Annotated in this window: 22 protein-coding genes and 1 riboswitch; of the genes, 9 read left to right on the top strand and 13 right to left on the bottom strand. The window is 75.6% G+C overall.

Annotated features, from left to right (window positions below; all coding sequences use genetic code 11):
- The first annotated feature begins 64 nt into the window (after positions 1 to 64).
- The gene (locus tag HLV61_RS08405; protein ID WP_369254237.1) at positions 65 to 610 is read left to right on the top strand and encodes a Cache 3/Cache 2 fusion domain-containing protein; all 546 of its coding nucleotides are present in this window, start codon (positions 65 to 67) and stop codon (positions 608 to 610) included.
- 7 nt (positions 611 to 617) lie between these two features.
- Here the strand turns inward: HLV61_RS08405 and HLV61_RS08400 are convergent, their stop codons facing one another.
- Positions 618 to 1103 (bottom strand): polyadenylate-specific 3'-exoribonuclease AS, encoded by a 486-nt coding sequence (locus HLV61_RS08400; protein WP_369254235.1) that lies wholly within the window; start codon positions 1101 to 1103, stop codon positions 618 to 620.
- 26 nt (positions 1104 to 1129) lie between these two features.
- A complete protein-coding gene (locus HLV61_RS08395; RefSeq protein ID WP_369254233.1) occupies positions 1130 to 1891 on the bottom strand; it encodes a lysophospholipid acyltransferase family protein in 762 nt (253 codons plus the stop codon).
- A 159-nt stretch (positions 1892 to 2050) separates the two neighbouring features.
- Here HLV61_RS08395 and HLV61_RS08390 point away from each other — a divergent pair, with 159 nt between their 5' ends.
- Positions 2051 to 2779, top strand: coding sequence for a hypothetical protein (locus tag HLV61_RS08390; RefSeq protein ID WP_369254231.1), 729 nt, complete (start codon positions 2051 to 2053; stop codon positions 2777 to 2779).
- Positions 2780 to 2803: 24 nt separating this feature from the next.
- Here HLV61_RS08390 and HLV61_RS08385 read toward each other — a convergent pair whose 3' ends face one another.
- Genes HLV61_RS08385 through HLV61_RS08370 form a run of 4 tightly spaced genes read right to left on the bottom strand, consistent with a single transcriptional unit; the run spans position 2804 to position 5918 of the window.
- Positions 2804 to 3823, bottom strand: coding sequence for an ROK family glucokinase (locus tag HLV61_RS08385; RefSeq protein ID WP_369254229.1), 1020 nt, complete (start codon positions 3821 to 3823; stop codon positions 2804 to 2806).
- A complete protein-coding gene (locus HLV61_RS08380; protein WP_369254227.1) occupies positions 3824 to 4192 on the bottom strand; it encodes a hypothetical protein in 369 nt (122 codons plus the stop codon).
- Entirely contained in the window at positions 4189 to 5481 is a 1293-nt protein-coding gene (locus HLV61_RS08375) for an ArsA family ATPase (protein ID WP_369254225.1), read from the bottom strand. The genes HLV61_RS08380 and HLV61_RS08375 overlap by 4 nt, the downstream gene beginning before the upstream one ends.
- Positions 5482 to 5486: 5 nt before the next feature.
- On the bottom strand, positions 5487 to 5918 hold the full coding sequence (locus HLV61_RS08370) for an SRPBCC family protein (protein ID WP_163476717.1): 432 nt from the start codon (positions 5916 to 5918) through the stop codon (positions 5487 to 5489).
- Positions 5919 to 6074: 156 nt separating this feature from the next.
- Between HLV61_RS08370 and HLV61_RS08365 the strand changes: the two genes are divergently transcribed.
- Positions 6075 to 7874, top strand: a complete 1800-nt coding sequence (locus HLV61_RS08365) for an AMP-dependent synthetase/ligase (RefSeq protein WP_369254223.1) — start codon at positions 6075 to 6077, stop codon at positions 7872 to 7874.
- A 42-nt stretch (positions 7875 to 7916) separates the two neighbouring features.
- Here the strand turns inward: HLV61_RS08365 and HLV61_RS08360 are convergent, their stop codons facing one another.
- From HLV61_RS08360 to HLV61_RS08340, 5 genes are all read right to left on the bottom strand, one after another.
- Positions 7917 to 9047: a glycosyltransferase family 4 protein gene (locus HLV61_RS08360; RefSeq protein WP_369254221.1), complete on the bottom strand. Its 1131-nt coding sequence runs from the start codon at positions 9045 to 9047 to the stop codon at positions 7917 to 7919.
- Entirely contained in the window at positions 9044 to 10309 is a 1266-nt protein-coding gene (locus tag HLV61_RS08355; RefSeq protein WP_369254219.1) for a M48 family metallopeptidase, read from the bottom strand. The genes HLV61_RS08360 and HLV61_RS08355 overlap by 4 nt, the downstream gene beginning before the upstream one ends.
- 103 nt (positions 10310 to 10412) lie before the next feature.
- Complete coding sequence (locus HLV61_RS08350; RefSeq protein ID WP_369254217.1) at positions 10413 to 11696, bottom strand: C40 family peptidase; 1284 nt, start codon at positions 11694 to 11696, stop codon at positions 10413 to 10415.
- Positions 11697 to 11713: 17 nt separating this feature from the next.
- Positions 11714 to 11893, bottom strand: a riboswitch (cyclic di-AMP (ydaO/yuaA leader).
- Between the two features lie 161 nt (positions 11894 to 12054).
- Positions 12055 to 12342, bottom strand: coding sequence for a hypothetical protein (locus tag HLV61_RS08345; RefSeq protein WP_369254215.1), 288 nt, complete (start codon positions 12340 to 12342; stop codon positions 12055 to 12057).
- A 112-nt stretch (positions 12343 to 12454) separates the two neighbouring features.
- Positions 12455 to 14197, bottom strand: coding sequence for an NlpC/P60 family protein (locus HLV61_RS08340; RefSeq protein WP_369254213.1), 1743 nt, complete (start codon positions 14195 to 14197; stop codon positions 12455 to 12457).
- Between the two features lie 176 nt (positions 14198 to 14373).
- On the opposite strand from HLV61_RS08340, the gene HLV61_RS08335 reads away from it, so the two are divergent.
- Together HLV61_RS08335 and HLV61_RS08330 are read left to right on the top strand one after the other, a co-directional pair.
- Positions 14374 to 16302 (top strand): DEDD exonuclease domain-containing protein, encoded by a 1929-nt coding sequence (locus HLV61_RS08335; RefSeq protein WP_369254211.1) that lies wholly within the window; start codon positions 14374 to 14376, stop codon positions 16300 to 16302.
- Positions 16299 to 16586 carry an Lrp/AsnC family transcriptional regulator gene (locus HLV61_RS08330; protein ID WP_369254209.1) on the top strand — a complete coding sequence of 96 codons (288 nt, stop codon included), beginning with the start codon at positions 16299 to 16301 and terminating at the stop codon, positions 16584 to 16586. The genes HLV61_RS08335 and HLV61_RS08330 overlap by 4 nt, the downstream gene beginning before the upstream one ends.
- A gap of 3 nt (positions 16587 to 16589) precedes the next feature.
- On the opposite strand, the gene trpD is transcribed toward HLV61_RS08330, so the two are convergent.
- A complete protein-coding gene (trpD, locus tag HLV61_RS08325; protein ID WP_369254207.1) occupies positions 16590 to 17648 on the bottom strand; it encodes an anthranilate phosphoribosyltransferase in 1059 nt (352 codons plus the stop codon).
- Positions 17645 to 18064, bottom strand: a complete 420-nt coding sequence (locus tag HLV61_RS08320; protein ID WP_369254205.1) for a hypothetical protein — start codon at positions 18062 to 18064, stop codon at positions 17645 to 17647. Before HLV61_RS08320 ends, trpD begins: the two co-directional genes overlap by 4 nt.
- Positions 18065 to 18207: 143 nt before the next feature.
- On the opposite strand from HLV61_RS08320, the gene ctaE reads away from it, so the two are divergent.
- Genes ctaE through qcrB form a run of 4 tightly spaced genes read left to right on the top strand, consistent with a single transcriptional unit; the run spans position 18208 to position 22568 of the window.
- Positions 18208 to 18822 (top strand): aa3-type cytochrome oxidase subunit III, encoded by a 615-nt coding sequence (gene ctaE / locus HLV61_RS08315; protein ID WP_440284477.1) that lies wholly within the window; start codon positions 18208 to 18210, stop codon positions 18820 to 18822.
- Positions 18823 to 18829: 7 nt separating this feature from the next.
- Positions 18830 to 19705, top strand: a complete 876-nt coding sequence (qcrC, locus tag HLV61_RS08310) for a cytochrome bc1 complex diheme cytochrome c subunit (RefSeq protein WP_369254203.1) — start codon at positions 18830 to 18832, stop codon at positions 19703 to 19705.
- Positions 19702 to 20814: a cytochrome bc1 complex Rieske iron-sulfur subunit gene (gene qcrA, locus HLV61_RS08305; protein ID WP_369254201.1), complete on the top strand. Its 1113-nt coding sequence runs from the start codon at positions 19702 to 19704 to the stop codon at positions 20812 to 20814. The genes qcrC and qcrA overlap by 4 nt, the downstream gene beginning before the upstream one ends.
- Positions 20814 to 22568 (top strand): cytochrome bc1 complex cytochrome b subunit, encoded by a 1755-nt coding sequence (gene qcrB / locus HLV61_RS08300; protein ID WP_369254199.1) that lies wholly within the window; start codon positions 20814 to 20816, stop codon positions 22566 to 22568. Before qcrA ends, qcrB begins: the two co-directional genes overlap by 1 nt.
- Positions 22569 to 22754: the final 186 nt, after the last annotated feature.

Here is a 22754-nt window from a genome sequence, read left to right as displayed (position 1 = left end):
CGGGGCGTCCGGCCGGGAGGGGGACGACGGGGGCGGGCTCGGTCAGTGGGGCATCCGGACGAAGGTGGTCGCGCTCGCGGTCGCCGGCGTCGCGGTCACCGGCGGGGCGATGGCCGGGGTGAGCGCCTGGCAGAGCGCCCGGTTCGCCGACACCGCGCAGGACTCGGTCACCGAGCTGGTCGCGACCAGCGTCGCCCGCACCGCCGCCGGCGTGCACGACGTCGTCGCCACCCAGGGGCAGTCCACCGCCGCGCGCGTGGACAGCCAGCTCGCCGTCGCGCTCGACGTGCTCGCCGACTCCGGCGGGCTCGCCGTCGGCGGTCCCGGCGGGCCGGTGCGCTGGGAGGCGAGGAACCAGCTCTCCGGCGGGACCGCGCCCATCGACCTGCCCCGGGTGACCGTGGGCGGGGCCTGGCTCGGGCAGAACGCCGACCCGGCGGTGCCCACGGCCGTCGTCGACGAGATCAAGGTCCTGGTCGGCGGGACCGCGACGATCTTCCAGCGGACGCCGTCCGGCGCCGAGGACGTCGGGCGGGCGCACGCCGCCGCGGTGGAGCTCGACGGGCTGTCGCAGGAGCTGACCCGCCTGCTCGCCGCCTTCACCGTGTGAGGCCCGCTCAGGACCGGGCGGCCTCCATCACCTGCCAGCGGGCGAGGTTGTAGCGGGCGTCGACGAGCGCGTCGTGCGTGCCGGCCGGCTTGGGCGGGAGCTCCGGCCGGCCGACGTCGTCCCACCGCTGCCGCAGCTCGCGGGTGAACCGCGGCACCACCCGCGGCAGCGCGGTCATCGGGCCCCACAGCTGGGCCAGCGCGACGTGGTCGTAGGCGGCGAACCACGCCCAGAGCTCCACCTCCTCCCCCGGGCCGGTGAGGAAGGCCAGCAGGTCGTCGCGGATCCGCTGCCGGCTGCGCCAGGCCCGGTCGGCCGGCGGCGGCAGCTGGTCGAGCACGTTGCGGCGCACCCAGGGGATGGCCCGGCGCTCGTCGAACTCGGTGCTCACCGCGTAGAACTCGCGGCCGGTCTCGTCGACGACGCCGATCGACACGAGGTCGATCGTCGTCCCGTCCTCGATGAACTCGGTGTCGTAGAAGAAGCGCCGCACGCCGACCCGGCCCTGCCGGAGGGCCGTCAGCCGGCCAGCGACTGGGGAGCCCGGTCGCCGGCCTCGTCGGCGGGCGGCTGCAGCCGGCCGACGACGTCGGAGGCGCTGGCGCCGGTGGCGTCCATCGTCTTCTTCACCGTGGCGCCGTAGACGTCGACGTACTCCTGACCCGACAGCGTCATGATCTCGTACATGATCTCGTCGGTGACCGACCGCTCGACGAAGCGGTCGCCGGCCAGGCCCTCGTAGCGGGAGAAGTCCAGCGGCTCGCCGAAGCGCACGCAGACCCGGACGAGCTTCCTGCCGAACGGCATCCGCCGCGGCGTGTAGGTCATCGCCACCGGGACCACCGGGACGCCGGTCTCCAGCGCCATGCGCGCCACCCCGACCTTGCCGCGGTAGAGCCGGCCGTCGGGCGACCGGGTGCCCTCCGGGTAGATGCCGAGCATCCGGCCCTGCTCGAGCATCCGGATGCCCGTGCGGATGGCGTCCTCGGCGGCGGTGGCGCTGGACCGGTCGATGGGCACCTGGCCGGCGGCGGTGAAGAAGGCCCGCTGCAGCATGCCCTTCAGGCCCGGGCCGGTGAAGTACTCCCGCTTGGCCAGGAACGTGACCCGGCGCCGCAGCGACAGGGGCATGAAGATCCAGTCCGCGGCCGAGATGTGGTTGCTCGCCAGGATCGCGGCTCCACCGGCCGGTACGTGCTCACGGCCCTCCGCCCGGGGACGGAACACCAGCTTCACGACCGGACCGATCGCCACGAACTTGAGGAACCAGTAGAACAACACGCCTCCCTGTGGAAATGCCAGACTAGGGAGCCGGGCGCCCCGGCGACAATCGGCCCCGCGCGTCGGCTCCCGACGGCACCCCGCCCGACCTCGGAGGAGGACCACCGTGGCTGCAGACCGGCCGATCGGGGACCGGGCGTGCACCCGCGGAGCAGCCGCGTGACCGGCCCGCGCCGGGGGCGCGGCCGGCGCGACAACGGCCTGGACGCCGCGCTCTGGGCTCCCCTGCGCGACGTCGACCCGCGCGTCGGCGAGCACCTGCTCGACGTCCTCCGCGACGCCGGCATCCCCGCCTACCTGGAGCCCGCCGCCGACGTCGGCCCCTACACCCGCACCGTCTTCCTCCCCAGCCCGCCGGCCGACCGGCTGTTCGTCGACCGCACCCGCCTGGGCGAGGGCCGCTCGCTGGTCGACCGGCACGCCGACGACCACGCCCCCGACCACGCCCCCGCCCGCGGCCCCGCCGCCGAGCACCGCCCGCTGCGCCGGGACCTCGACGAGGACGCCGAGTGGTCGCGGATCGTCGCCGCCTACGAGGCCGAGCACGGGCGCACCGTCGTCCCGGACGCCGAGCCCGCGCAGACGCCGGTCCCCCGGCCGGTCCCGCCGGCGGTCGACGAGGTGGACGACGAGGTGGACGACCTGCCCGCCGAGGAGCACTACGAGCCGCCGCCCGCGCCGCCGGTCCCGATGCCCTCGCCGTCGACCCTGTACGCCGTGCTGCTGGCCGCGGCCGGCGTCGTGCTGGTCGGTGCTCCGGGGGTGCTGCGCCTGACCAGCGAGACCGGCCTGGTGCTCGGGGTCGCGGCGCTGGTCGGCAGTGCCGCGCTGGCGCTGTCCCGGATGCGCGACCGCGACGACGACGGCGACGACGGCGCCGTGGTCTGAGCACCGTGGTCCGGGCGCCGTGCTCTAGGTGGGCGCCGTGCTCCAGGTGCCGGCCGCCTCGGCGCAGACCGCTCGGCGGGCGAGGTCGGCGGCACCGACCAGCCCGGCCTGGGCGCCGAGCGCCGCGGCCACCATCCGCGGCCCGGGCCGGAAGCCACGACCCGGCAGTGACCGCCCGAGCCGCTCGCGCGCGGGGTCGAGCAGCATGTCGCCGAGCACGCTGACCCCGCCGCCGATCACGACGACGTCGGGGTCGAGGACCGTCGCGAGGTCGGCGATGCCCTGCCCGAGCCACTCGCCGACGTCGTTGACCAGGCTCAGCGCCACCGGGTCGCCGTCGGCCGCGGCGCGGGCCACGTCCTCGCCGGTCAGTCGCGACGGGTCGCCGTCGACGCGGTGGAGCAGCCGGGCCGCGGCGGCCGGCGAGCGGGTGGCCACCTCGCGTGCGGTGGTGGCCAGGGCGCTGCCGCTGGCGTACTGCTCCCAGCAGCCGCGGTTGCCGCAGGCGCACAGCCGGCCGTCGGGCACCACGCGCATGTGCCCCCACTCCCCCGCCACCCCGTGCGCGCCGCGCTGCAGCCGACCACCGGCGACGATCCCGCCGCCGATGCCGGTGCCGAGGGTGATGCACAGCGCGAGCTCCGCTCCCCGCGCGGCGCCGAAGCGGTACTCGGCCCAGGCCGCGGCGTCGGCGTCGTTGCCCACCCACAGCGGGCGCTGCAGCCGGGCGGCCAGGTCCCGCCGCAGCGAGGTGTGCCGCCAGGCCAGGTGGGGGCTGAACAGCACGACGTCGCCGGTGCGGTCGAACCAGCCCGCCGCGCCCACCCCGACGGCCGCGAGCGGTCCGCCGTGCCACACGGCGAGCTCCTCGACGACGCCGGCGATCGCGGCCTCGGCCTCGGCCACCGACGCGGTCGGCGTCGAACGGCGGGCGGTGCCGAGCACCGTCCCGTCGGGGGCGACGACGCCACCGGCCACCTTGGTGCCGCCGACGTCGACCCCCAGGGCGGGCAGCCCCGCGGGGTCGGTCCGGTCGGCGGTCACTCAGCCGAGCTCGATGTGCTGCACCTGCGCCTGCGGCGGCGCCGGCGCGGGCTCCTCCGGCCGGGCCGGAGCCTCGGGCGGGGTCGCCACCGTCCGCAGCGCGACCGCCGCGGAGGCCAGCAGGTCCGCCAGCGCCTCCGACACCTCCGGCCGCCGGGCGACGGCCGCCGCCCGGCACACCGGACACCACTGACAGTCCCCGCCCGGCACGTGCGTGGTGTCCGCGTGCCCGGTGTCCGCGTGCCCGGTGTCCGCGTGCCCGGCGCCCGCGTGCCCGGCGCCCGCAGCGGCGCCGGACTCGGCCCAGGCCTGTCCCAGACCGGTCACCAGCCGCCGTGCCTGGTCGAGCCAGTCGGCTCCCTCGGTCACTCCGTCCCCCTGTCCTGCGGCCCCGTGTCCGGCGACCCCGTGTCGTGTGGCTCCGTCGTCCGCGCCGGGTCCTGCGGCTCCGTCGTCTGCCCCGGGTCCTGCGGCTCCCTTGCCTGCGGCGGGTCCTGCGGCTCCCTCGTCCGCGCCGGGTCCTGCGCCGCCGCCGCCAGCAGGTCCACCGGCCACTGCTGCGGATCCGGCGCGAACCCGACCTCCAGCCGCGCCGCAGCGGTCCCCGCGTCGGCCAGCCCGCCCGAGGTCACCACGCAGCGGCGCAGCAGCGCGTCCAGCCGCACGGAGCGGCGGCCGCCCGCCGCGGTCAGCACGAGGTCGTCCTCCCAGCGCGTGAGCTGCACGCCCTCCCGCTCGGCGAAGGGCAGCGGCAGCGTGAGCCGCCAGCCGCCCTCCACCCGCTCGGGGGCGAGCTCGGGTGACTGCCCGGCGGGCTCCGGGAGGTCGGGCAGCAGCGCGGCGAGCACGTCGGCCCCGGCCGGCTCGACCGCGGCCTCGGCGACCTCTCGCACCGGGGCGACGTCGGCCAGCGCGGCCAGCGCGGCCTCCTGCTCGGCGGCGCGGGTGCCCGCCCAGTCCTCCGGCCCGCCGCCCGGCGACCGGCGCACGAGCACGCCCACCGGGTGCTGCCCGTGCACGGCCAGCGCGGTGGTGGCGGTCCGCAGCGCGGCCACGGCGGAGGGCCGTGGCCGGCCCACCAGCCAGACGGCGGTCCCGGCCGGGTCGGCGAGGGCCAGCCGGTCCAGCAGCGCCTCCAGCTCGGGGACCGCCGCCAGCGCCAGGTCGACCGCGCCCCGGCGGACCGTGCCGGCCCGCACCGCGGCGGTGCGCACGGCGGCCAGCACGCGGACCCGCGCGGGGAAGGCCTGGTCCAGCCACCAGCGCAGCGCACCCGGCAGTGCCACCAGCCCGGCACCGGTCCCCAGCGGACCGCCGTCGACGACGACGAGGTCGGTCCCGGGTCCCACGCCGCCCAGCGCGGAGAGGACGGCGAGCTCACCGGCGCCCGGCAGCGGAACCACCGACGTCGCCGGTGGCAGGCCGAGGTCGGGCAGCGTGGCCGCCAGCTCCGCCGCCCGCGCGCCCCACAGCGCCTCGAACGCGGCCTGCGGCTCGACGCGCACCACCTCGACGCCGTCGTCCGCCGTCCCGGCCGGCACCTCCTGGCGGGTCAGCAGGACCACCCGCCGCCCCGCCCGGGCGGCGCGCACCGCGGCGGCGGCGGCGAGGGTGGTCGTGCCGGCCCCGCCGGGACCGGTGAACAGCAGGGTGCGCACGGGGGTCAGCCCTCGACGCGCTTCTTGAGCTCCTTGAGCGCGGTGTCGAGGATGACCTTCTCGGCGCGGCGCTTCATCATCCCGAGCATCGGCATCGCGATGTCCACGGTCAGCCGGTAGGTCACCTCGGTCGTGCCGCCGGTCTCGCGCAGGGTGTAGGAGCCGTCCTGCCGCTTCATCAGCTTGCTGGTGACCAGGGTCCAGGAGACCTGCCGGTCGTCGTCCCAGGTGTAGTCGAGGACGTACTCGTCGGTGAGGACGGTGGCGTCGATGACGAACCGGACCCGGCGGGCGCGGCCGTCGGGCCCGCGCTCCTGCACCTCGACGGTGCGCGCGGCCCCCACCCACTGCGGATAGGCCTCGAAGTCGGCGATCACCGCCATGACGTCGGCCGCGGGCGCGGAGACGACGATCGACTGGGTGGACTGCTCGGCCATGCGCCAGAGGCTAGAGCGGTCTCCGTTCCCCCTGCAGGGCGGGCGTGGCGGCCACGGCTACTCCCCAGTAGCCCCAGCCGGTAGATTTCCCAGGACGTGTCCCGCGCGGGACCGCGGGCAGCGGCGCCCCGGCCGCGCGGAGGAGGAGGACCGAGCGTGCGCGAGTACAGCGTCCCGGCGACGACCGAGGTGGGGCCGTCCGAGGCACTCACCGACATGCTGGCCGAGAACGTCGCCGAACACGGCGACGAGGTGGGCCTGCGCATCCAGCGGGAGGGCCGCTGGGTGGACGTCACCTGGCGGGAGTTCGGGGAGCAGGTCGCGGGCGTGGCCAAGGGGCTGGTCGCCGCGGGCGTGCAGCCCGGCGACCGCGTCGCCCTGCAGGCCAAGACCCGCTACGAGTGGACCGTCATCGACTACGCCATCTGGTCGGCCGGTGCCGTCACCGTCCCGGTGTACGAGACCTCCAGCCCCGACCAGGTCGCCTGGATCCTCTCCGACTCCGGCGCGGTCGCCGCGATCGTCGAGAAGGCGGAGCACGCCACCGCCGTCGACTCGGTGCGCGACCAGGCCCCCGACCTCGGCCCGCTCTACGTCATCGAGGACGACGCCGTCGGCACGCTGACCGCCGCGGGCGCCGACGTCCCCGACAGCGAGCTCGAGGCCCGCCGGGCGACGCTGGGGGCCGACAGCCTGGCCACGCTGATCTACACCTCGGGCACCACCGGCCGGCCCAAGGGCTGCGAGCTGACCCACGGCAACTTCCTGTTCGAGGTCGGCAACGGCATGAGCCTGCTCGACCGGTTCATGAACGTGCAGGGCTCCCTGCTGCTGTTCATCCCGCTGGCGCACGTGCTCGCCCGGGTCATGCAGGTCGGCGCGGTCAAGACCCGCACCGTCCTCGGCCACACCCCCGACGTGAAGAACCTGGTCGAGGACCTCGGCGGGTTCAAGCCGACCTTCGTCCTGGCCGTCCCGCGGGTGTTCGAGAAGGTCTTCAACCAGGCCAAGGCCAAGGCCGAGGGCGCCAGCCCGGTGAAGGGGAAGATCTTCGACCGGGCCGCCCAGGTGGCCATCGCCTGGTCGAGCGCGCAGGACACCGGCGGCCCCGGGCTCGGGCTGCGCGCCCAGCACGCGCTGTTCGACCGGCTCGTCTACAGCAAGCTGCGCTCCGCCCTCGGCGGCCGCTGCCTGGGCGCCATCTCCGGCGGCGCCCCTCTCGGCGACCGGCTGGGGCACTTCTTCCGCGGGGCCGGCGTCACCGTCTTCGAGGGCTACGGCCTGACCGAGACCACCGCCGCCGCCTCGGTCAACCACGACCGCGCACTGCGGATCGGTTCGGTCGGCCGCCCGCTGCCCGGCGTCGGGTTCCGCATCGCCGACGACGGCGAGATCCTCGTCCGCGGCGGCGTGGTCATGCGCGGCTACTGGAAGAACGAGCAGGCCACCGCCGAGGCGATCGACCCCGATGGCTGGTTCCACACCGGCGACATCGGCGAGATCGACGCCGACGGCTTCACCCGGATCACCGGCCGCAAGAAGGAGATCCTGGTGACCGCGGGCGGCAAGAACGTCGCCCCGGCGGTGCTCGAGGACCGGCTGCGGGCACACCGGCTGGTCAGCCAGTGCATCGTCGTCGGCGACCAGCGGCCCTTCATCGCCGCGCTGGTCACCCTCGACGAGGAGGCGCTGCCGGGCTGGCTGGAGAGCAAGGGCAAGCCGGCCGGCACCCCGGTCGCCCAGCTCGTCGACGACCCGGACGTCAGGGCGGAGATCGACGCCGCCGTCGCCGAGGCCAACAAGGCCGTCTCCCAGGCCGAGGCGATCAAGAAGTACCGCGTCCTCGGCACGGACTTCACCGAGGACAACGGGATGCTCACCCCGAGCCTGAAGCTCAAGCGCTCGGTGGTCGTCAAGGAGTTCGACGCCGAGGTCGAGGCGCTCTACTCGCGCTGAACGAGCACCCCTGGGCCCCCGCCGCGCACCCGCGGCGGGGGCTCAGTCGTCGAGCAGGGCGGCGAGGTCGGCGGCGATCGTCGTCCAGGACCAGCGCTCCTGCACCCACGCCCGCCCGGCGGTCCCCATGGCGCGGGCCCGGGCAGGGTCGTCGAGCAGCGCCGTCACGGCGGCGGCCACGGCCTCCGGTGAGCGGGGGTCGGCCACCACGGTGCCGGTCTCGCCGTCGCGGACGGCCTCCGGGGCACCGCCGGACGTGCCCGCCACCACCGGCAGCCCGACGGCGGCGGCCTCGAGGTAGACCATCCCCAGGCCCTCGACGTCGAGCCCGCCGCGGCGGGTGCGGCAGGGCATGGCGAACACGTCGCCGGCCGCGTAGTGCTCGGGCAGCCGCGCCGGCGGCACCGGGCCGGTCAGCACCACGGAGCCGCCCAGCCCCCGGTCGGCCACCGCGCGGCGCAGCCGGCCCTCGTCCGGACCGCCGCCGACCAGCAGCAGGCGTGCGTCCGGGTGCCGGGCGAGGACCCGCGGCCACCCGGCGACGAGCACGTCCTGCCCCTTGCGCGGCACCAGCCGGGACACGCACACGACGACCGGCGCCTCCCCCAGCCCGTACCGCCGGCGCACACCGCTCCCGTCGGCCGACGGGGTGAACCGGTCGACGTCGACCCCCGGGGACAGCTGGGCCAGCCGGGTGCGCCCGCCGAGCGCGGGTTCCAGGCGGCTGCGGGTGTAGTCGCTGATGTAGGTGAGGACGTCCAGGCCGCCGGCGATCCGGCGCATGAGCTGCCGGGCGCCGGGCAGCGCGACCCAGCCGGTCTCGTGGCCGTGGGTGGCCCCCACCAGGCGGCGCACGCCGGCGGCGCGCAGGGCGGGCGCGACGAGACCCAGCGGCGCGGCCGCGCCGAAGAACGCGGTGTCGCAGCCGTGCTCGACCGCCAGCGCGGCGGCGGCGCGTGAGGTGGCCGGGGTGGGCAGCAGCATCGCGGTCCGCTGCCGGACCACCGGGTAGGGCAGCTGCGCGTCGTACCGCTCCCAGCCCGGCGAGCGTGAGGCCAGGACGACCAGCGACTCCGGCGGGCGGCGCTCGAGCAGGGCCGCGACGAAGGTCTGGATGCCGCCCTGCCGCGGGGGGAAGTCGTTGGTGACGACGAGGGTGCGCCGGGCGCTCACCGGTCGTCCAGCCGCAGCCAGTCCTCGGCCATCGCGATCCGCTGCGCCGCGGTCGGGTGCGAGCCGAACCACCACTGCCACGGCACCGGCGGGCTCGGGTCGGAGACGTTGGTCTCGGCCAGCCGGCGCTGCATCTCCTCGAATGCCGCCGCGTTCCCGGTGAGGTCGAGGGCGTGCAGGTCCGCGCGGGCCTCCACGTGCCGCGAGACCAGGTTCTGCACCGGCGTGGACACCAACGTCCCGACCGCGATCAGCAGCAGCGCGAGCGGGACCACGCGCGGGTCGCCCGGGGACTCCGCGCCCGCCCGGCGCAGCAGCGGCGCCCAGGTCAGCAGCCAGCCGAGCAGGGCGACGGCGGCGGCCGCGCCGAGCGCGCCGATCAGCGTGCCGGTGAGGACGTCGTCGGTGGCCACGTGCCCGAGCTCGTGGGCGACGATCGACTCGATCTCGTCGTCGGGGACGCTGGTCAGCAGCGTGTCGTAGAGGACCACCCGGCGGGTCGACCCGAACCCGGACACGTACGCGTTGAGCGACGTCGTCCGCCGCGAGGCGTCGGCCACCAGGACGTCCTCGACCGGCGTGCCGCTCTCCTCGGCGAGCGCGAGCAGGTCGGTGCGCAGCGGACCGGCCGCCAGCGGGGTGAAGGAGTTGAACGCCGGCTCGATGACGACCGGGTAGAGGAAGGAGCCGGCCACGACCAGCGCGGCCGCGCCGCCGGCGGCCCAGGCCCACCAGGTGCGGGGCGCGCGCCGGGCGAGGGCGACGAGCACCAGCAGGCCGAGCGCGGTGAGCGCGGCGTCGATGGCGGTGGAGACGGCGACGTCGCGCAGCCACAGCGGCCACGAGCGGGTGGACAGCCCGTAGCGGTGCCGCACCATCTCGCCGTAGGCGGAGATCGGCAGCGTCGCCAGCCGGCCGACGACGAGCAGCGCCACGGCGCCCAGGAGCACGGTGAGCGGCCACCGGCTCCCGGTCGGGCGGGCGAGGGCGCCCACCAGGCGGCTGCCCAGCCGGGTGAGCCCCAGCACCGCCGAGACCGCCAGCCCGAGCAGCAGGTTGGCCAGGGACGCGGGGCGGATGGCGGCGGCGAGCGCCTCGGCCCGCGCGACGGCGGCGGCGGGCAGGCCGGCGTCCTCGCTGACCGGAGCGGGTCCGCCGGGCGGGGTGGGCAGCAGGGTCCACGGCGTACGGACGGCGATGACCACCACGAGCGCCGCGCCGAGCACGGCCGCGACCAGCAGGGCGGCCCGGCGTGGGCTCACCCGGCCGATCCTAGGCGGACCGGTCCGGACGTCGACCGACCCCTGACGACGCCGGGGGCCGGTGACCCGAGGAAGGGGTCACCGGCCCCGGTGAGGTGGTGGACTACGCGATGCGGCGCATGGCGGTGATGCCACCCATCGCGTCGACCGACACGACCTTCACCGGCTGACCCGAGGTGGACGCGTGCACCATCTGCCCGTTGCCGATGTACATCGAGACGTGGCTGACCGGGCTGTAGTAGAAGATCAGGTCGCCCGGCTGCAGGTCCGCCCGCGAGACGGCGGTGCCCATCCGCGACTGCATGCTGCTGGAGTGCGGGAGGCTGATCCCGGCCGCCGCGTAGGCGTACTGGGTCAGGCCGGAGCAGTCGAAGGCGTTGGGACCGCCGGCGCCCCAGACGTAGGGGTCACCGACCTGGGCCAGCGCCGTCTGCACCGCGGTCTGCCCGGCGCCACTGCCACCACTGCCCGCGGACGCCGCCGGCGCGGGGGCGGACGCCGCCGGCGCGGGGGCGGGCGCCGCCGCGCGGGTGGCTGCGGGCGCCGGAGCGCTCGGAGCGGCGGACTGCCCGCCGGCGCCACCGGACGGAGCGCCGGCCGTCTCACCGGACGCGCCGCCGGCCGCCTCGGCCTCCGCGGCGGCGGCAGCAGCAGCGGCGGCAGCAGCAGCGGCGGCCCGGCCGGCCTCCTGCGCGGCCAGGGCCGCCTGCCGCTCGGCCTCGGTGAGCGCGGCGAGCTGCGCCTGGTAGTCGGCGATGTCGCCCTCGAGCCGCTCCTCCTGGGCGCTGAGGCCGTCGAGGGTGCGCTGCGCCTCGGCCTCGGCGGCGTCGGCCTCGGCCTGGGCCCGCTGCGCGGCGACCGCCGCCTGCGAGACCTGGTCGAGCACGGAGCTGGTGTGGCCGGCGATCTGGTCGAGCGTGGCCAGCGAGCTGACGAAGTCCTCGGCGGAGTCGCTGCTCATCAGCAGGTCGAGCCCGGCGAGGGTGTCACTGTGCCCGCCGGTGTAGGCGCTGCGGGCGACCTGCCGGATCTGGCCGTCGAGGTCCTGCAGCTGCGACTGCGTGTCGGCGGCGGCCCGGTCGGCCTGGTCGGCGGCGGCCTGCTGCTGGGCCAGGACCTCGCGGGCCTCGTTGACCTGCTCGCTGAGGACCTCGAGCCGGTGACCGGCCTCGGCGGCGAGCTGGGCGGCCTGCTCGGAGGTGGTGGCCTGCTCCGGGTCGGCGGCCGCCGTGCCGGGCAGGAGGCTCATGGTCAGCGCCGCGGTGGTGCCGACGAGCACGACCCGGCCGAGGCGGCGGGCTCGCGACGGGCGGTGCGGGCCGGCGATCCGGGTGGGAGCGGTGGACTGTGCGCGGGCATGCCCCAGGGAGGGGCGGGGGGTCGCCACGGGCGGCGGCTCTCCGTTTCTTCCTCAGCTACCGCCTACCGAGTTAGCTGACGGGTTCGGGCTGGGAAGACGTGCCCTATCTCCGTACACCGGTCGGGACCGGCGCACACGAGAACTCACCCCAGTGCTGCGGTGGGTCCCCGGCTCACCTCGCGCACCCCAGGGAGGGGCGTCCGGTGACTCGGCGGTGCCCGGCCGAGGTCACCTCGTGGTGGGTGACGACCACCCGGCTGGACGCGGCCACAGTACGGACGTGATGCAGTTGTGACAAACGAGGGGTGCGGGGACTGTGAGGACACACACGGTCAGGAGCCGCGCCACTCCGAGGTGTCCCCGGATCGGGTGTCCCCGCTGGTCGTCAGCCCGTGCGCCGGCGCCCGTCCCCCGACGGCCGGTGCCGCAGCGGGGGCACCAGGCCACCCTCGGCCAGCGCCCGCACGGCCCGGCGCTCGACGTCGTCGAGCTCCACCACCACGCCGGGCCGCGGCACGGCGGCGTCCGCCGCCCGGGCCGCCGGGACCGGTGGCACGGGCAGCAGCACGGGGGTGGTGTCCCGCTCCCCCGGCGGAGCGCCCAGCAGGGCGGTGACGACGCAGTCGGCGCAGCCGGCGCCGCGTGCGGTGCACGAGTCGCAGTCGATGAGCATGGCCGTGTCCCTCCGGTGGCCCCCGCCGCTCCGCCCGGTGCCGGGCCGCGGTCGGGACGGGTCTCCCTGTCGGTCTGTCCGCACGCTAGGGACGACCACCGACAGTCCCGGCTCAGCTGCCCGCGTACTCCCAGTGCCAGGGTTCCTCGCGGCCGTTGCCCGGGTCGGCCCACGTGGGGTGCAGCCAGCCGAACCGGCCGGCGTTGGCCACCATCCAGGCGTACTGCGGGGTGCCGAAGCCGTCGATGCCGCCGCAGAGGTCGACCGCGAGCCCCCAGCCGTGGTTGCTGGTCCCCGGGACCGCGGCCAGCGCCGGTTTCTCGCCGTAGAGCCGAACCTGGCCGGCGTAGGTCCGGTAGGAGTCGGTGATGCAGACGGGCTGCCCGAAGGCCGCCGCGTAGGCCTCGCCCATCGCCCGGTAGGCCGCGGCGGCGTCGCAGCGCAGCGAGTGGCCGCCCACCCCGATCGGGCACAGCGCGCTCGGCGGGATGAGCCCGTTGGGGTAGCCGCCCCACGAGCGGGCGCCGTCGAAGCCGGGCGGGTGGACGGCGTTGCCGCACTCGACCCGCGGCGCGCCGGCGGTCGGCCCGGGGGCGGGCTCCTCCGGCCGCGGTCCCAGGCTGGGCCGCCCGACGTGCACCACCTGCTCGACGGGCAGCCGGCGGACCACGACCGCGCCGGCCCGCCCGTCGGCGGCCAGCATCGTCCGGCTGTCGAGCGCGATGCCGACGTGGCCCAGCCCCGACTCGGGGGTGCCGAGGAAGACCAGGTCACCAGGCAGGACGTCGGCCGGGTCGACCGGCGTGCTGACCGCGAACAGGGCGGCCTGGTCGTCGGGCAGGTCGATGCCGGCTGCGCCGTAGGCCGTGGACACCAGCGACCCGCAGTCCCAGGAGTCCGGCCCGGCCGTCCCCGGCGCGTAGGGCCTGCCCAGGGCGTCCATCGCCGCGGTGACCGCCGCGATCGTCTCGGCGGGCAGCACGAGCAGGGACGTCGGCGCGCGCGGGAACTGCGCCGCGCCCCGCTGCGCCCCGCCGGCGGCGGCGGCGATCGGCGTCAGCCCGGCGCGCAGGCCCTGGACCGGGTCGAGCATCTCCGCCGCCGGCGGCGGGACGACCCCGGCCCCGCCCAGCTGGTCGACGTAGGCGCGCCAGTTGGCCGCCGTCTGGGTGTTGACGTCGACCTGCTGCCGCTGCAGGTCCGACAGCTGCCGGTCGACGTCGGCGAGGGTCGCGTCGAGCTCGGCGGTCACCGCGTCGGCGGCGGCCTCGAGGTCGGCCACCTCCGCGGCCAGCTCGTCGGCCTGCTGCCGCGCCCCGGCGAGGGCGGCGTCCGCGGTGGCCTGCTGCGCCAGCGCCGCCCGCCGCTGCTCCTCGGCGGCCCCGACCACCGCGGCGGTGTGGTCGTCGACGGCCTCGAGGTAGCCCAGTGCCGCGACGACGTCGGCCGGGTCGCCGCCGTTGAGCAGCACGGTGAGCGCGGTCAGCGCGCCGCCGTCCCGGTAGACCGCCGCGGCGTACCGGGCCACGACCTCCTGGTCCTGCGCCAGTGCACCCTCGGCCGACTCGACCGTCGCGCGGGCGGCGTCGACGTCGGCCTGCGCGTCGGCCAGCTGCCGGCGGGCCGCGGCGACCTCGGTCTCCCGCTGCTGCAGGTCGGCCTGGACCTCGGCGGCGCGCCGCTGCAGGCGGTCGAGCGCCTCGCTGTCGAGGACGCCGCTCGTGCCGCCGGGCTGGTCGCTCGGCTCCGCGCCCGCCGGCCCCGCCGGCGGCACCGCCAGCAGGACGGCGGCCGCCACCGTGACCAGCACCGACGCCGGGCTCCGGCGGGTGCGCCACGGGCGGCGCGGGCGCATCGGTCCCCCCTGCTGATCCGGACCCACCGGGTCCGCCGGGGCATCGTCGTCCCCGCGCAGCCGCCCCTGCAACCGGCTGTGGCGCCGCCCGCCCCCGCCGCCGGCGAGGCGTCCCCCGGGCGGGTCGCGGGGCGCGCGTCCCCGGGACTGTCCGACCCCCGGCCTACCGTCCCGCCGTGCTCTTCCCCGCCAGTGGCACGGGCTCCTCGCTGCCGCGCCACGAGCAGGCCCCGGCGCACGGTGACCGGCCGATCCCCCGCTCCCGCCCGGCTCCTCCCGTCCGGGAGCCCGCCGTCCCCGCCCGCTACGTGCAGGCGAGCATCGACGACCTCGGGACGCCGCTGGCCGGCACCACCTTCGTCGTCGTCGACCTCGAGACCACGGGGGGATCGCCCAAGGACAGCGCGATCACCGAGATCGGGGCGGTCAAGGTCCGCGGGGGCGAGGTGCTCGGGGAGTTCCAGACGCTGGTCGACCCGGGCTGCGAGGTCCCGCCCTACATCAGCGTGCTCACCGGGATCACCACGGCGATGGTCGCCACCGCCCCGCGGATCGGCGCGGTGCTGCCGGCCTTCCTGGAGTTCGCCCGCGGCGCGGTGCTCGTGGCGCACAACGCCCCCTTCGACCTCGGCTTCCTGAGGGCGGCCTGCGAGCAGACCGGCACCGCCTGGCCCGCGGCCGCCTCGGTCGACACCGCGGTCCTCGCGCGGCGGCTGCTGTCCCGCGACGAGGTGCCCAACTGCAAGCTGGCCACCCTGGCGCCCTACTTCTCCGCCACGACCTCGCCGTGTCACCGCGCCCTCGACGACGCCCGCGCGACCGTCGACGTCCTCCACGGCCTGTTCGAACGACTCGGTCCCCTCGGGGTGACGTCGCTGGAGGAGCTGCACGGACTGACCCGCCAGGTCGACCCCGTGCGCCGCACCAAGCGCCACCTCGCCGACGGCGTCCCCTCCGGCCCCGGCGTCTACGTGTTCCGCGGCCCGCGCGACGAGCCGCTCTACGTCGGGACGTCCAACGACCTGCGCACCCGCGTCCGCAGCTACTTCTCCTCCGGCGAGCAGCGCAGCCGCATGACCGAGATGGTGGCGTTGGCCCAGCGCATCGAGGCGGTGTCCTGCGCGCACGACCTCGAGGCCGCCGTCCGGGAGCTGCGGCTGATCGCGGAGCACAAGCCCCGCTACAACCGCCGCTCGCGCTTCCCCGAGCGCGCGCTGTGGCTGAGGCTCACCGACGAGCACTTCCCCCGGCTGTCCACGGTCCGGCGGGTCCGGCCCGGCGCGGGCGTGTTCCTCGGCCCGTTCGCCGACCGGCGCGCCGCCGACATGGCCACCGCCGCCATCCACGAGGCGCTCCCGCTGCGCCAGTGCACCACCCGGCTGTCCCCGCGGGTGCCCACGAGCACCTGCGCCCTGTTCGGGATGGGCCGCTGCGGAGCGCCGTGCGCGGGCCACCAGTCGGTCGAGGAGTACGCGCGGATCGCCGCCGTGCTGCGCGCCGCCGTCGACGGCGACCCGACCGCACTGGTCCAGCCGCTGCTCGGCCGCGTCGACCGGCTGTCGGCCGAGCACCGCTTCGAGGACGCCGGGGTCCTGCGCGACCGGGTGGCGGTCCTGGTGCGCGCGGTGCGCCGGCGCCAGCGGCTGCAGTCGCTGGCCGCCGTCCCCGAGCTGGCGATCGCCCGGCCCGACGGCGAGGGCGGCTGGGCGCTGTCGATCGTGCGCCGCGGCCGGCTGGTCGCCGCCGGGTGCGCCCCGCGCGGGACGTCGGTGCGCGACACCCTGGCCGGCCTGCGCGCCACCGCCGAGACCACCCCGGACGACGACGGCGAGCTGGCCGCGACGGTCGACGAGACCGAGCTCGTCATGCGCTGGATGGAGAAGCCCGGCACCCGGCTGGTCGAGGTCACCGGCACGCTGGCCTGCGTCGCTCCCGGCACCGGCGGGCTCAGCGGCTTCCTCGCCCGGGTCGAGGCCGGCCGCGCGCTGCGCGACCCGTTCGCCGACGGCCGCCAGCTGGGCACCCGGAGCCGTCCGGAGCGGGTGACCGGCGGCTCCCCGGCGGTCGGCGGCGGAGGGGTGCCGCCGCTAGCATCCCCGACGTGATCACCGCCATCGTGATGATCGACGCCGCCACCGACGCGATCCCCGAGGTGGCGGCCGCGATCGCCGACCTCGAGGGCGTCAGCGAGGTCTACTCGACCGCGGGTGAGGTCGACCTGATCGCGCTGGTCCGGGTCCGCGAGTTCGACCAGGTCGCCGAGGTGATCGCCGGGCGCATCAACAAGGTGCCCGGCGTCCTCGAGACCGAGACGCACATCGCCTTCCGCGCCTACTCCCGGCACGACCTCGAGGCGGCCTTCTCCCTGGGGCTCGAGGGCACGGGCTAGGCCTCAGCGGCCGGCGGCCTCGCGGCTGACGGCCACCCACCGGTCGAGCAGCGTCGCGGCCCGGCCGTCGTCGACCGCGGCGGCGGCCCGCTGCAGCCCGGCGGCGAGCACGTCCGGGAGTTCCCCGCCGCGCTCGTCGAAGGCGGCCAACGCGGCCGCGGCGTTGAGCAGGACCGCGTCGCGCACCGGCCCGCGGTCGCCGTCGAGGACCCGCCGGAAGACCGCCGCGTTGTGCGCCGGGTCCCCGCCGCGCAGGGCGCCCGGGCCGGCCGCCGCGATCCCGAGGGCGGCCGGGTCGACCCGCCCCGGGGTCACCGCGCCGTCGCGGGCCACCCACACCCGCGACGTCGTCGCGGTGGTGAGCTCGTCGAGGCCGTCGTCGCCGCGGAAGACCAGGGCGCGGGCGCCGCGGCCGGCGACCACCTCGGCCAGCACCGGCGCCATCCGGGCGTCCGCGCAGCCGATGGCGGCGGCCACCGGCCGCGCCGGGTTGGTCAGCGGCCCGAGGAAGTTGAAGACGGTACCGATGCCCATCTCCCGCCGCGGCGCCGCGGTGTGCCGGTAGCCGGGGTGGAAGACCGGCGCGAAGAAGAAGCCGATGCCGGCCTCGCGCACGCAGCGGGCCACGGCCGCGGCAGGCAGGTCGATGACGACGCCGAGGGCCTCCAGCACGTCCGCGGCCCCGGAGGACGACGAGGCCGCCCGGTTGCCGTGCTTGGCCACCGGCACGCCCGCGGCCGCGGTGACCACGGCGGCCATCGTGGAGATGTTCACCGTGTGCGCGCCGTCGCCGCCGGTGCCCACGATGTCGACGGTGGCCACGGGCAGGTCGACCGGCGTCGCCTGCTCGAGCATCGTGGCCGCCAGCCCGGCGACCTCCTGCGGCGCCTCGCCCTTGGCCCGCAGCGCGACCGCGAACCCGGCCACCTGCGCCGGCGTCGCCTCCCCGGTCATCACCTCCCGCATGGCCCAGGCCGTGTCGGCGGCACTGAGGTCCTCACGGGCCAGCAGGCGCGTCAGGAGACCGGGCCACGTCGGCCCGGCGGTCGTGCCGGCGCTCACCGGCGAACGGGACGGCGGCCCCGGGCCGCGTGCGCGCGCAGCAGGTCGGCGACCACCTGCGGGGCGGTCAGCGGGTCGACCGGCAGCGCGAGCGTCGCGTCGGCCTGCGACCAGTGCGCCAGCCAGCGGTCGGGCTGCCGGGCGATGAGCACGCACAGGGCCGGGCGGTCGGCGACCTCCACGGTGATCTGGCGGGACAGCGCCAGGCCACCGGTCGGCTGCGCCTCGCCGTCGAGGATGCACAGGTCCACCCCGCCGCCGTCGACGGTGTCGACGACGTCCTCGCCGATGGCGCACTCCACCCAGGTCAGCGGGCCGACGTCGGGTGCCGGCCGGCGGCCGACGGCGGTGCGGACGGCCTCCCGGACCTCGGGCCGGGAGCTGTAGACCAGGACGGTCGCGGGCGCGTCGCTCACGCCCGGCAGCCTAGTGCCCAGGCGGCTCCCGTCCGGGTGGACGCGACCCCCGTCCGGGGGACGGTCTCGGAGCGGTCACGGCGCGGGCACGCCGTGCCACCCACGGTCGGTGCGTGTCGACAGCCGGTGCCATGATGGGCGGCGTGACAACGGCCCCCGTGGCGAGCAGCACCTTCGACACCTCGCGGGTGCACTCCCTGACCCGACCGAACATGGTCAGCGTCGGCACGATCATCTGGCTCTCGAGCGAGCTGATGTTCTTCGCCGGGCTGTTCGCCATGTACTTCACCGCGCGGGCGCGCGCGACCGAGGGCTGGCCGCCGGAACCCACCGAGCTGAACCTGCCGTACGCGCTGGTCTTCACGCTCGTGCTGGTGGCCTCGTCGGTCACCTGCCAGATCGGCGTGTTCGCCGCGGAGAGCGGCAACGTCTACGGCCTGCGCCGCTGGTTCACGATCACCTTCGTCATGGGCCTGATCTTCGTGCTCGCCCAGATGAACGAGTACCGCGTGCTGGTCATCGAGCACGGCACCAGCATCTCGAGCAGCACCTACGGCTCGGTCTTCTACATCACGACCGGGTTCCACGCCCTCCACGTCATCGGGGGCCTCGTGGCCTTCGTCTACGTGCTCATCCGGTCCACCATGGGCCGGTTCACGCCCGCGCAGGCGACCTCGGCCATCGTGGTCTCCTACTACTGGCACTTCGTCGACGTCGTGTGGGTCGGGCTCTTCGCCACGATCTACCTGATCCGCTAGGGAACCGGTGTCCACCACGAACCCCCAGTCCGACACCCAGCCCGACGAGGGGCCGCGGCGGTCGCGCTGGTCGCGCCGCCCGGCCGAGGGCACCCCGGCCGCCGCCGCCCGCGCCCGCCGCCGTTCCAAGCAGCGTCGCCGGATCGGCAACGTCGCCGCGCTCATGGCCGGCCTGGTCCTCACCGGCGCGCTGTACTCCACCTTCGCGCCGGCGCAGGCCGCCGACGAGGGCAGCGAGTCCAGCGCCGAGGCCGCCGGCCGCGAGCTCTACGAGCGCAGCTGCATCAGCTGTCACGGCGAGAACCTCGAGGGCGTGCCCAACCGCGGCCCGTCGCTGATCGGCGTCGGCGAGGCCTCCGTCTACTTCCAGGTGCACACCGGCCGCATGCCGCTGGTGCGCCAGGGCGCCCAGGCCCCCGACAAGCCGGCGATCTTCTCCGACGAGGAGATCGACCAGCTGATGGCCTACGTGCAGGCCAACGGCGGCGGCCCGGTGCTCCCCTCCGGCGACCTGCGCGACGGCGACCTCGCCGCCGGCGGCGAGCTGTTCCGGCTCAACTGCGCGCAGTGCCACAACTTCGTCGGCCAGGGCGGTGCGCTGTCCTCGGGCAAGTACGCGCCCAGCCTCGAGGACTCCAACGACCTCGAGATCTACGCCGCGATGCTGAGCGGGCCGGAGAACATGCCGGTCTTCGGGGACAACCAGATCACCCCCGAGGAGAAGCGGGCGATCATCAACTACGTGCAGACGATCACCGACATGCCGGACCCGGGCGGCGCCGGCATCGGCCGCATCGGCCCGGTCAGCGAGGGCCTGGTCATCTGGACCGTGGCGATCTCCGCGCTGTTGTTCGGGATCTTCTGGATGGGGAGCAAGGCGTGACCACGCACGACACCCGCCCCGGCACCACCGGCGGAGCGGACACGCCGGGCCCGCTGTACGGCGGCCCGGACGACGACTACACCCCCGAGCAGCTCGCCGCCCTCCCCCGCGAGGAGCTCGACCGCCTCGGCGCCCGGTATGACGGCGTGGAGGTCCTGCACGTCGAGCCGGGCCCCGAGCCGGGGTCGCCGATGGAGAAGCGCGCGGTGCGCCAGGTCGGGCTGATGTTCGCCCTCGCCGGCCTGTGCGCCTTCGCCTTCTGCGTCGTCTACGCCGGCGCCGGCTGGTTCCTCCCCGACTGGCAGTGGGAGCTGGGCAGCAGCACCTTCAGCGCCCTGTACACCCCGCTGCTCGGGCTGCTCATGGGCCTGGCGTTCACCTTCTTCGGCGTGGGCCTCGTGCTCTACACCAAGAAGCTGCTGCCGCACGAGACCGCCGTGCAGGACAAGCACGACGGCTCGCACTTCGACCGCGTCACCACGGGTGCGACGCTCGTGGGCGGCCTGCACAACAGCGGCCTGAAGCGCCGCAAGCTGATCACCCGCTCCCTGCTCTTCATGGGCGGCGGCCTGGGCCTGATGCTGGTCGCCCCCCTGGGTGGCCTCATCAAGAACCCCAACCGCGGCAACCCGCTGGGTACCACCCAGTGGGCCGAGGGCGTGCGCCTCGTCCGTGACGACGGCACCCCGGTCCGCCCCGGCGACCAGGAGCCCGGCTCGCTGGAGACCGTCTTCCCCGCCGTCCCCGGCGGCAACCACCAGACCGACGCCGCCACCATGCTCATCCGGCTGCGCCCCTCGCAGCAGGACGAGGCGGTGCCGCGGCAGGGCCAGGAGGACTTCGGCTACGGCGACTACGTCGCCTACTCGAAGATCTGCACCCACGCCGGCTGCCCGGTGTCGCTGTACGAGCAGGAGACCAGCCGGATCCTCTGCCCGTGCCACCAGTCCCAGTTCGACGTCACCCAGGGCGCCAAGCCGATCTTCGGCCCCGCGACCCGCTCGCTCCCGCAGCTGCCGATCACGGTCGACGACGAGGGATTCTTCGTGGCGCGCAGCGACTACATTGAGGCCGTGGGTCCCACTTACTGGAACCGGGAGCGCATCTGATGGCTCGTACCGCCACCGCGCCGGGCGCGCCCAAGACGGCTCTCGGCAAGGCCGCTCTCGAGGTCGACGACCGGCTCATCGTCGCCGGTCCGCTGCGTCGCACGCTGAACAAGGTCTTCCCCGACCACTGGTCGTTCCTGCTCGGGGAGATCGCGCTCTACTCGTTCATCATCCTGCTGCTGACCGGCACGTACCTGACGTTCTTCTTCCAGGCCGCGATGACCGAGGTCACCTACGACGGCTCGTACGCGCCGCTGCGGGGCGTCGAGATGTCGATCGCCTACGCCTCGACGCTGGACCTCTCCTTCGACGTCCGCGGCGGTCTGCTGATCCGGCAGATGCACCACTGGGCGGCGTTGCTCTTCGTCGCCTCGATCGTCGTCCACATGCTGCGGATCTTCTTCACCGGCGCCTTCCGCCGGCCGCGGGAGACCAACTGGCTGATCGGTGTCGCGCTGCTGGTGCTGGCCCTGGTCGAGGGCATGACCGGTTACACCATGCCCGACGACCTGCTCTCGGGCACCGGTCTCCGGATCATCAGCGCGATCATCCTGTCCATCCCGGTGATCGGGACGTGGGCGCACTGGGCGGTGTTCGGCGGCGACTACGTCGGTGAGCTGATCGTCGGCCGGTTCTACATCGTGCACGTGCTGCTGATCCCGGCGATCCTGCTCGGGCTGATCGCGCTGCACCTGCTCATCCTGGTGAAGCAGAAGCACACGCAGTTCCCCGGCCCCGGCCGCACCGAGCACAACGTGGTCGGCAACCGGCTCTTCCCGACGTTCGCCGGCAAGGCGACCGGGCTGCTGCTCGTGGTCTTCGGAGTCGTCGCCGCCCTGGGCGGGCTGGTCCAGATCAACCCAGTCTGGCTCTGGGGCCCGTACAACCCGGCGCAGGTCTCGGCCGCCTCGCAGCCCGACTGGTACGTCATGTTCCTCGACGGGTCGACGCGACTGTTCCCCGCCTGGGACATCTACCTGCCGGGGAACTACAACATCCCGGCACTGTTCTGGCCGACCCTGGTGCTACCCGGGATCCTCTTCACGCTGATGCTGGCCTATCCCATGCTGGAGCGGAAGCTCACCGGCGACACCGCGTCGCACCACCTGCTGCAGCGGCCGCGCGACGTCCCCGTCCGCACCTCGCTGGGCGTCATGGCCATCACCTTCTACCTGGTGCTGCTGCTGTCGGGTGGCAACGACGTCATCGCCGACAAGTTCGACATCAGCCTCAACGCGATGACGTGGGTCGGGCGCATCGGCCTGATCCTCCTGCCGCCCATCGCCTACGTGATCACCTACCGGATCTGCCTCGGTCTGCAGCAGCACGACCGTGAGGTCCTCGAGCACGGCATCGAGACCGGTGTCATCCGCCGGCTGCCGCACGGTGAGTTCATCGAGGTGCACCAGCCCCTCGGCCCGGTCGACGCCCATGGCCACGGCCAGCTGGCCTACGGCGGTGCTCCGGTGCCCAAGAAGATGAACCAGGTCGGCGGTGCCCGTCGCGCCATCCGCGGGTTCTTCTCCCCGATCGAGGAGCCCACGGCGGTCGAGCTCGAGCAGCGCGGTGAGGAGCGGGGTCTCGCCTCGGCCGAGCCGCAGCGCGAGCTGACCAGCAGCGGCCGGCCCACCGAGGGTGGCCGTCCGTCCGAGGGTGGGCGCCCCTCCGAGGGTGGCCGTCCCGCCGAGGGCGGGCGCCCCTCCGAGGGTGGTCGCCCCTCTGAGGGTGGCCGTCCGCAGGAGCCGCGCGACTAGCGCGATCGCACGACACCAGCAGGGCCCCGGTGGAGCACTCCACCGGGGCCCTGCTGCGTCTCACGGAGATCCGCGACTCTCCCCCGCGCCGCAGCCCCACCATGCACGCGGGGAGCTCGGCCGGCGCCCACCGGACTGACGAGGTACGGGCACGGGGCGACGACGGCGCGTCCACGGTGGCGCCCG

Origin of the sequence: Geodermatophilus amargosae, from assembly GCF_041028265.1 — a bacterium.
Classification (GTDB): domain Bacteria; phylum Actinomycetota; class Actinomycetes; order Mycobacteriales; family Geodermatophilaceae; genus Geodermatophilus; species Geodermatophilus amargosae_A.
Note: the sequence above shows the minus strand (reverse complement) of the source record. Positions and strands in the feature narration are given on the sequence as shown.

Coding starts and splice junctions, on each gene's coding strand:
- HLV61_RS08370 (WP_163476717.1), bottom strand. CDS start 5,918: ATGGCCGAGCAGTCCACCCAGTCGATCGTCGTCTCCGCGCCCGCGGCC.
- HLV61_RS08345 (WP_369254215.1), bottom strand. CDS start 12,342: ATGCTCATCGACTGCGACTCGTGCACCGCACGCGGCGCCGGCTGCGCC.
- HLV61_RS08340 (WP_369254213.1), bottom strand. CDS start 14,197: ATGCGCCCGCGCCGCCCGTGGCGCACCCGCCGGAGCCCGGCGTCGGTG.
- qcrB (WP_369254199.1), top strand. CDS start 20,814: ATGGCTCGTACCGCCACCGCGCCGGGCGCGCCCAAGACGGCTCTCGGC.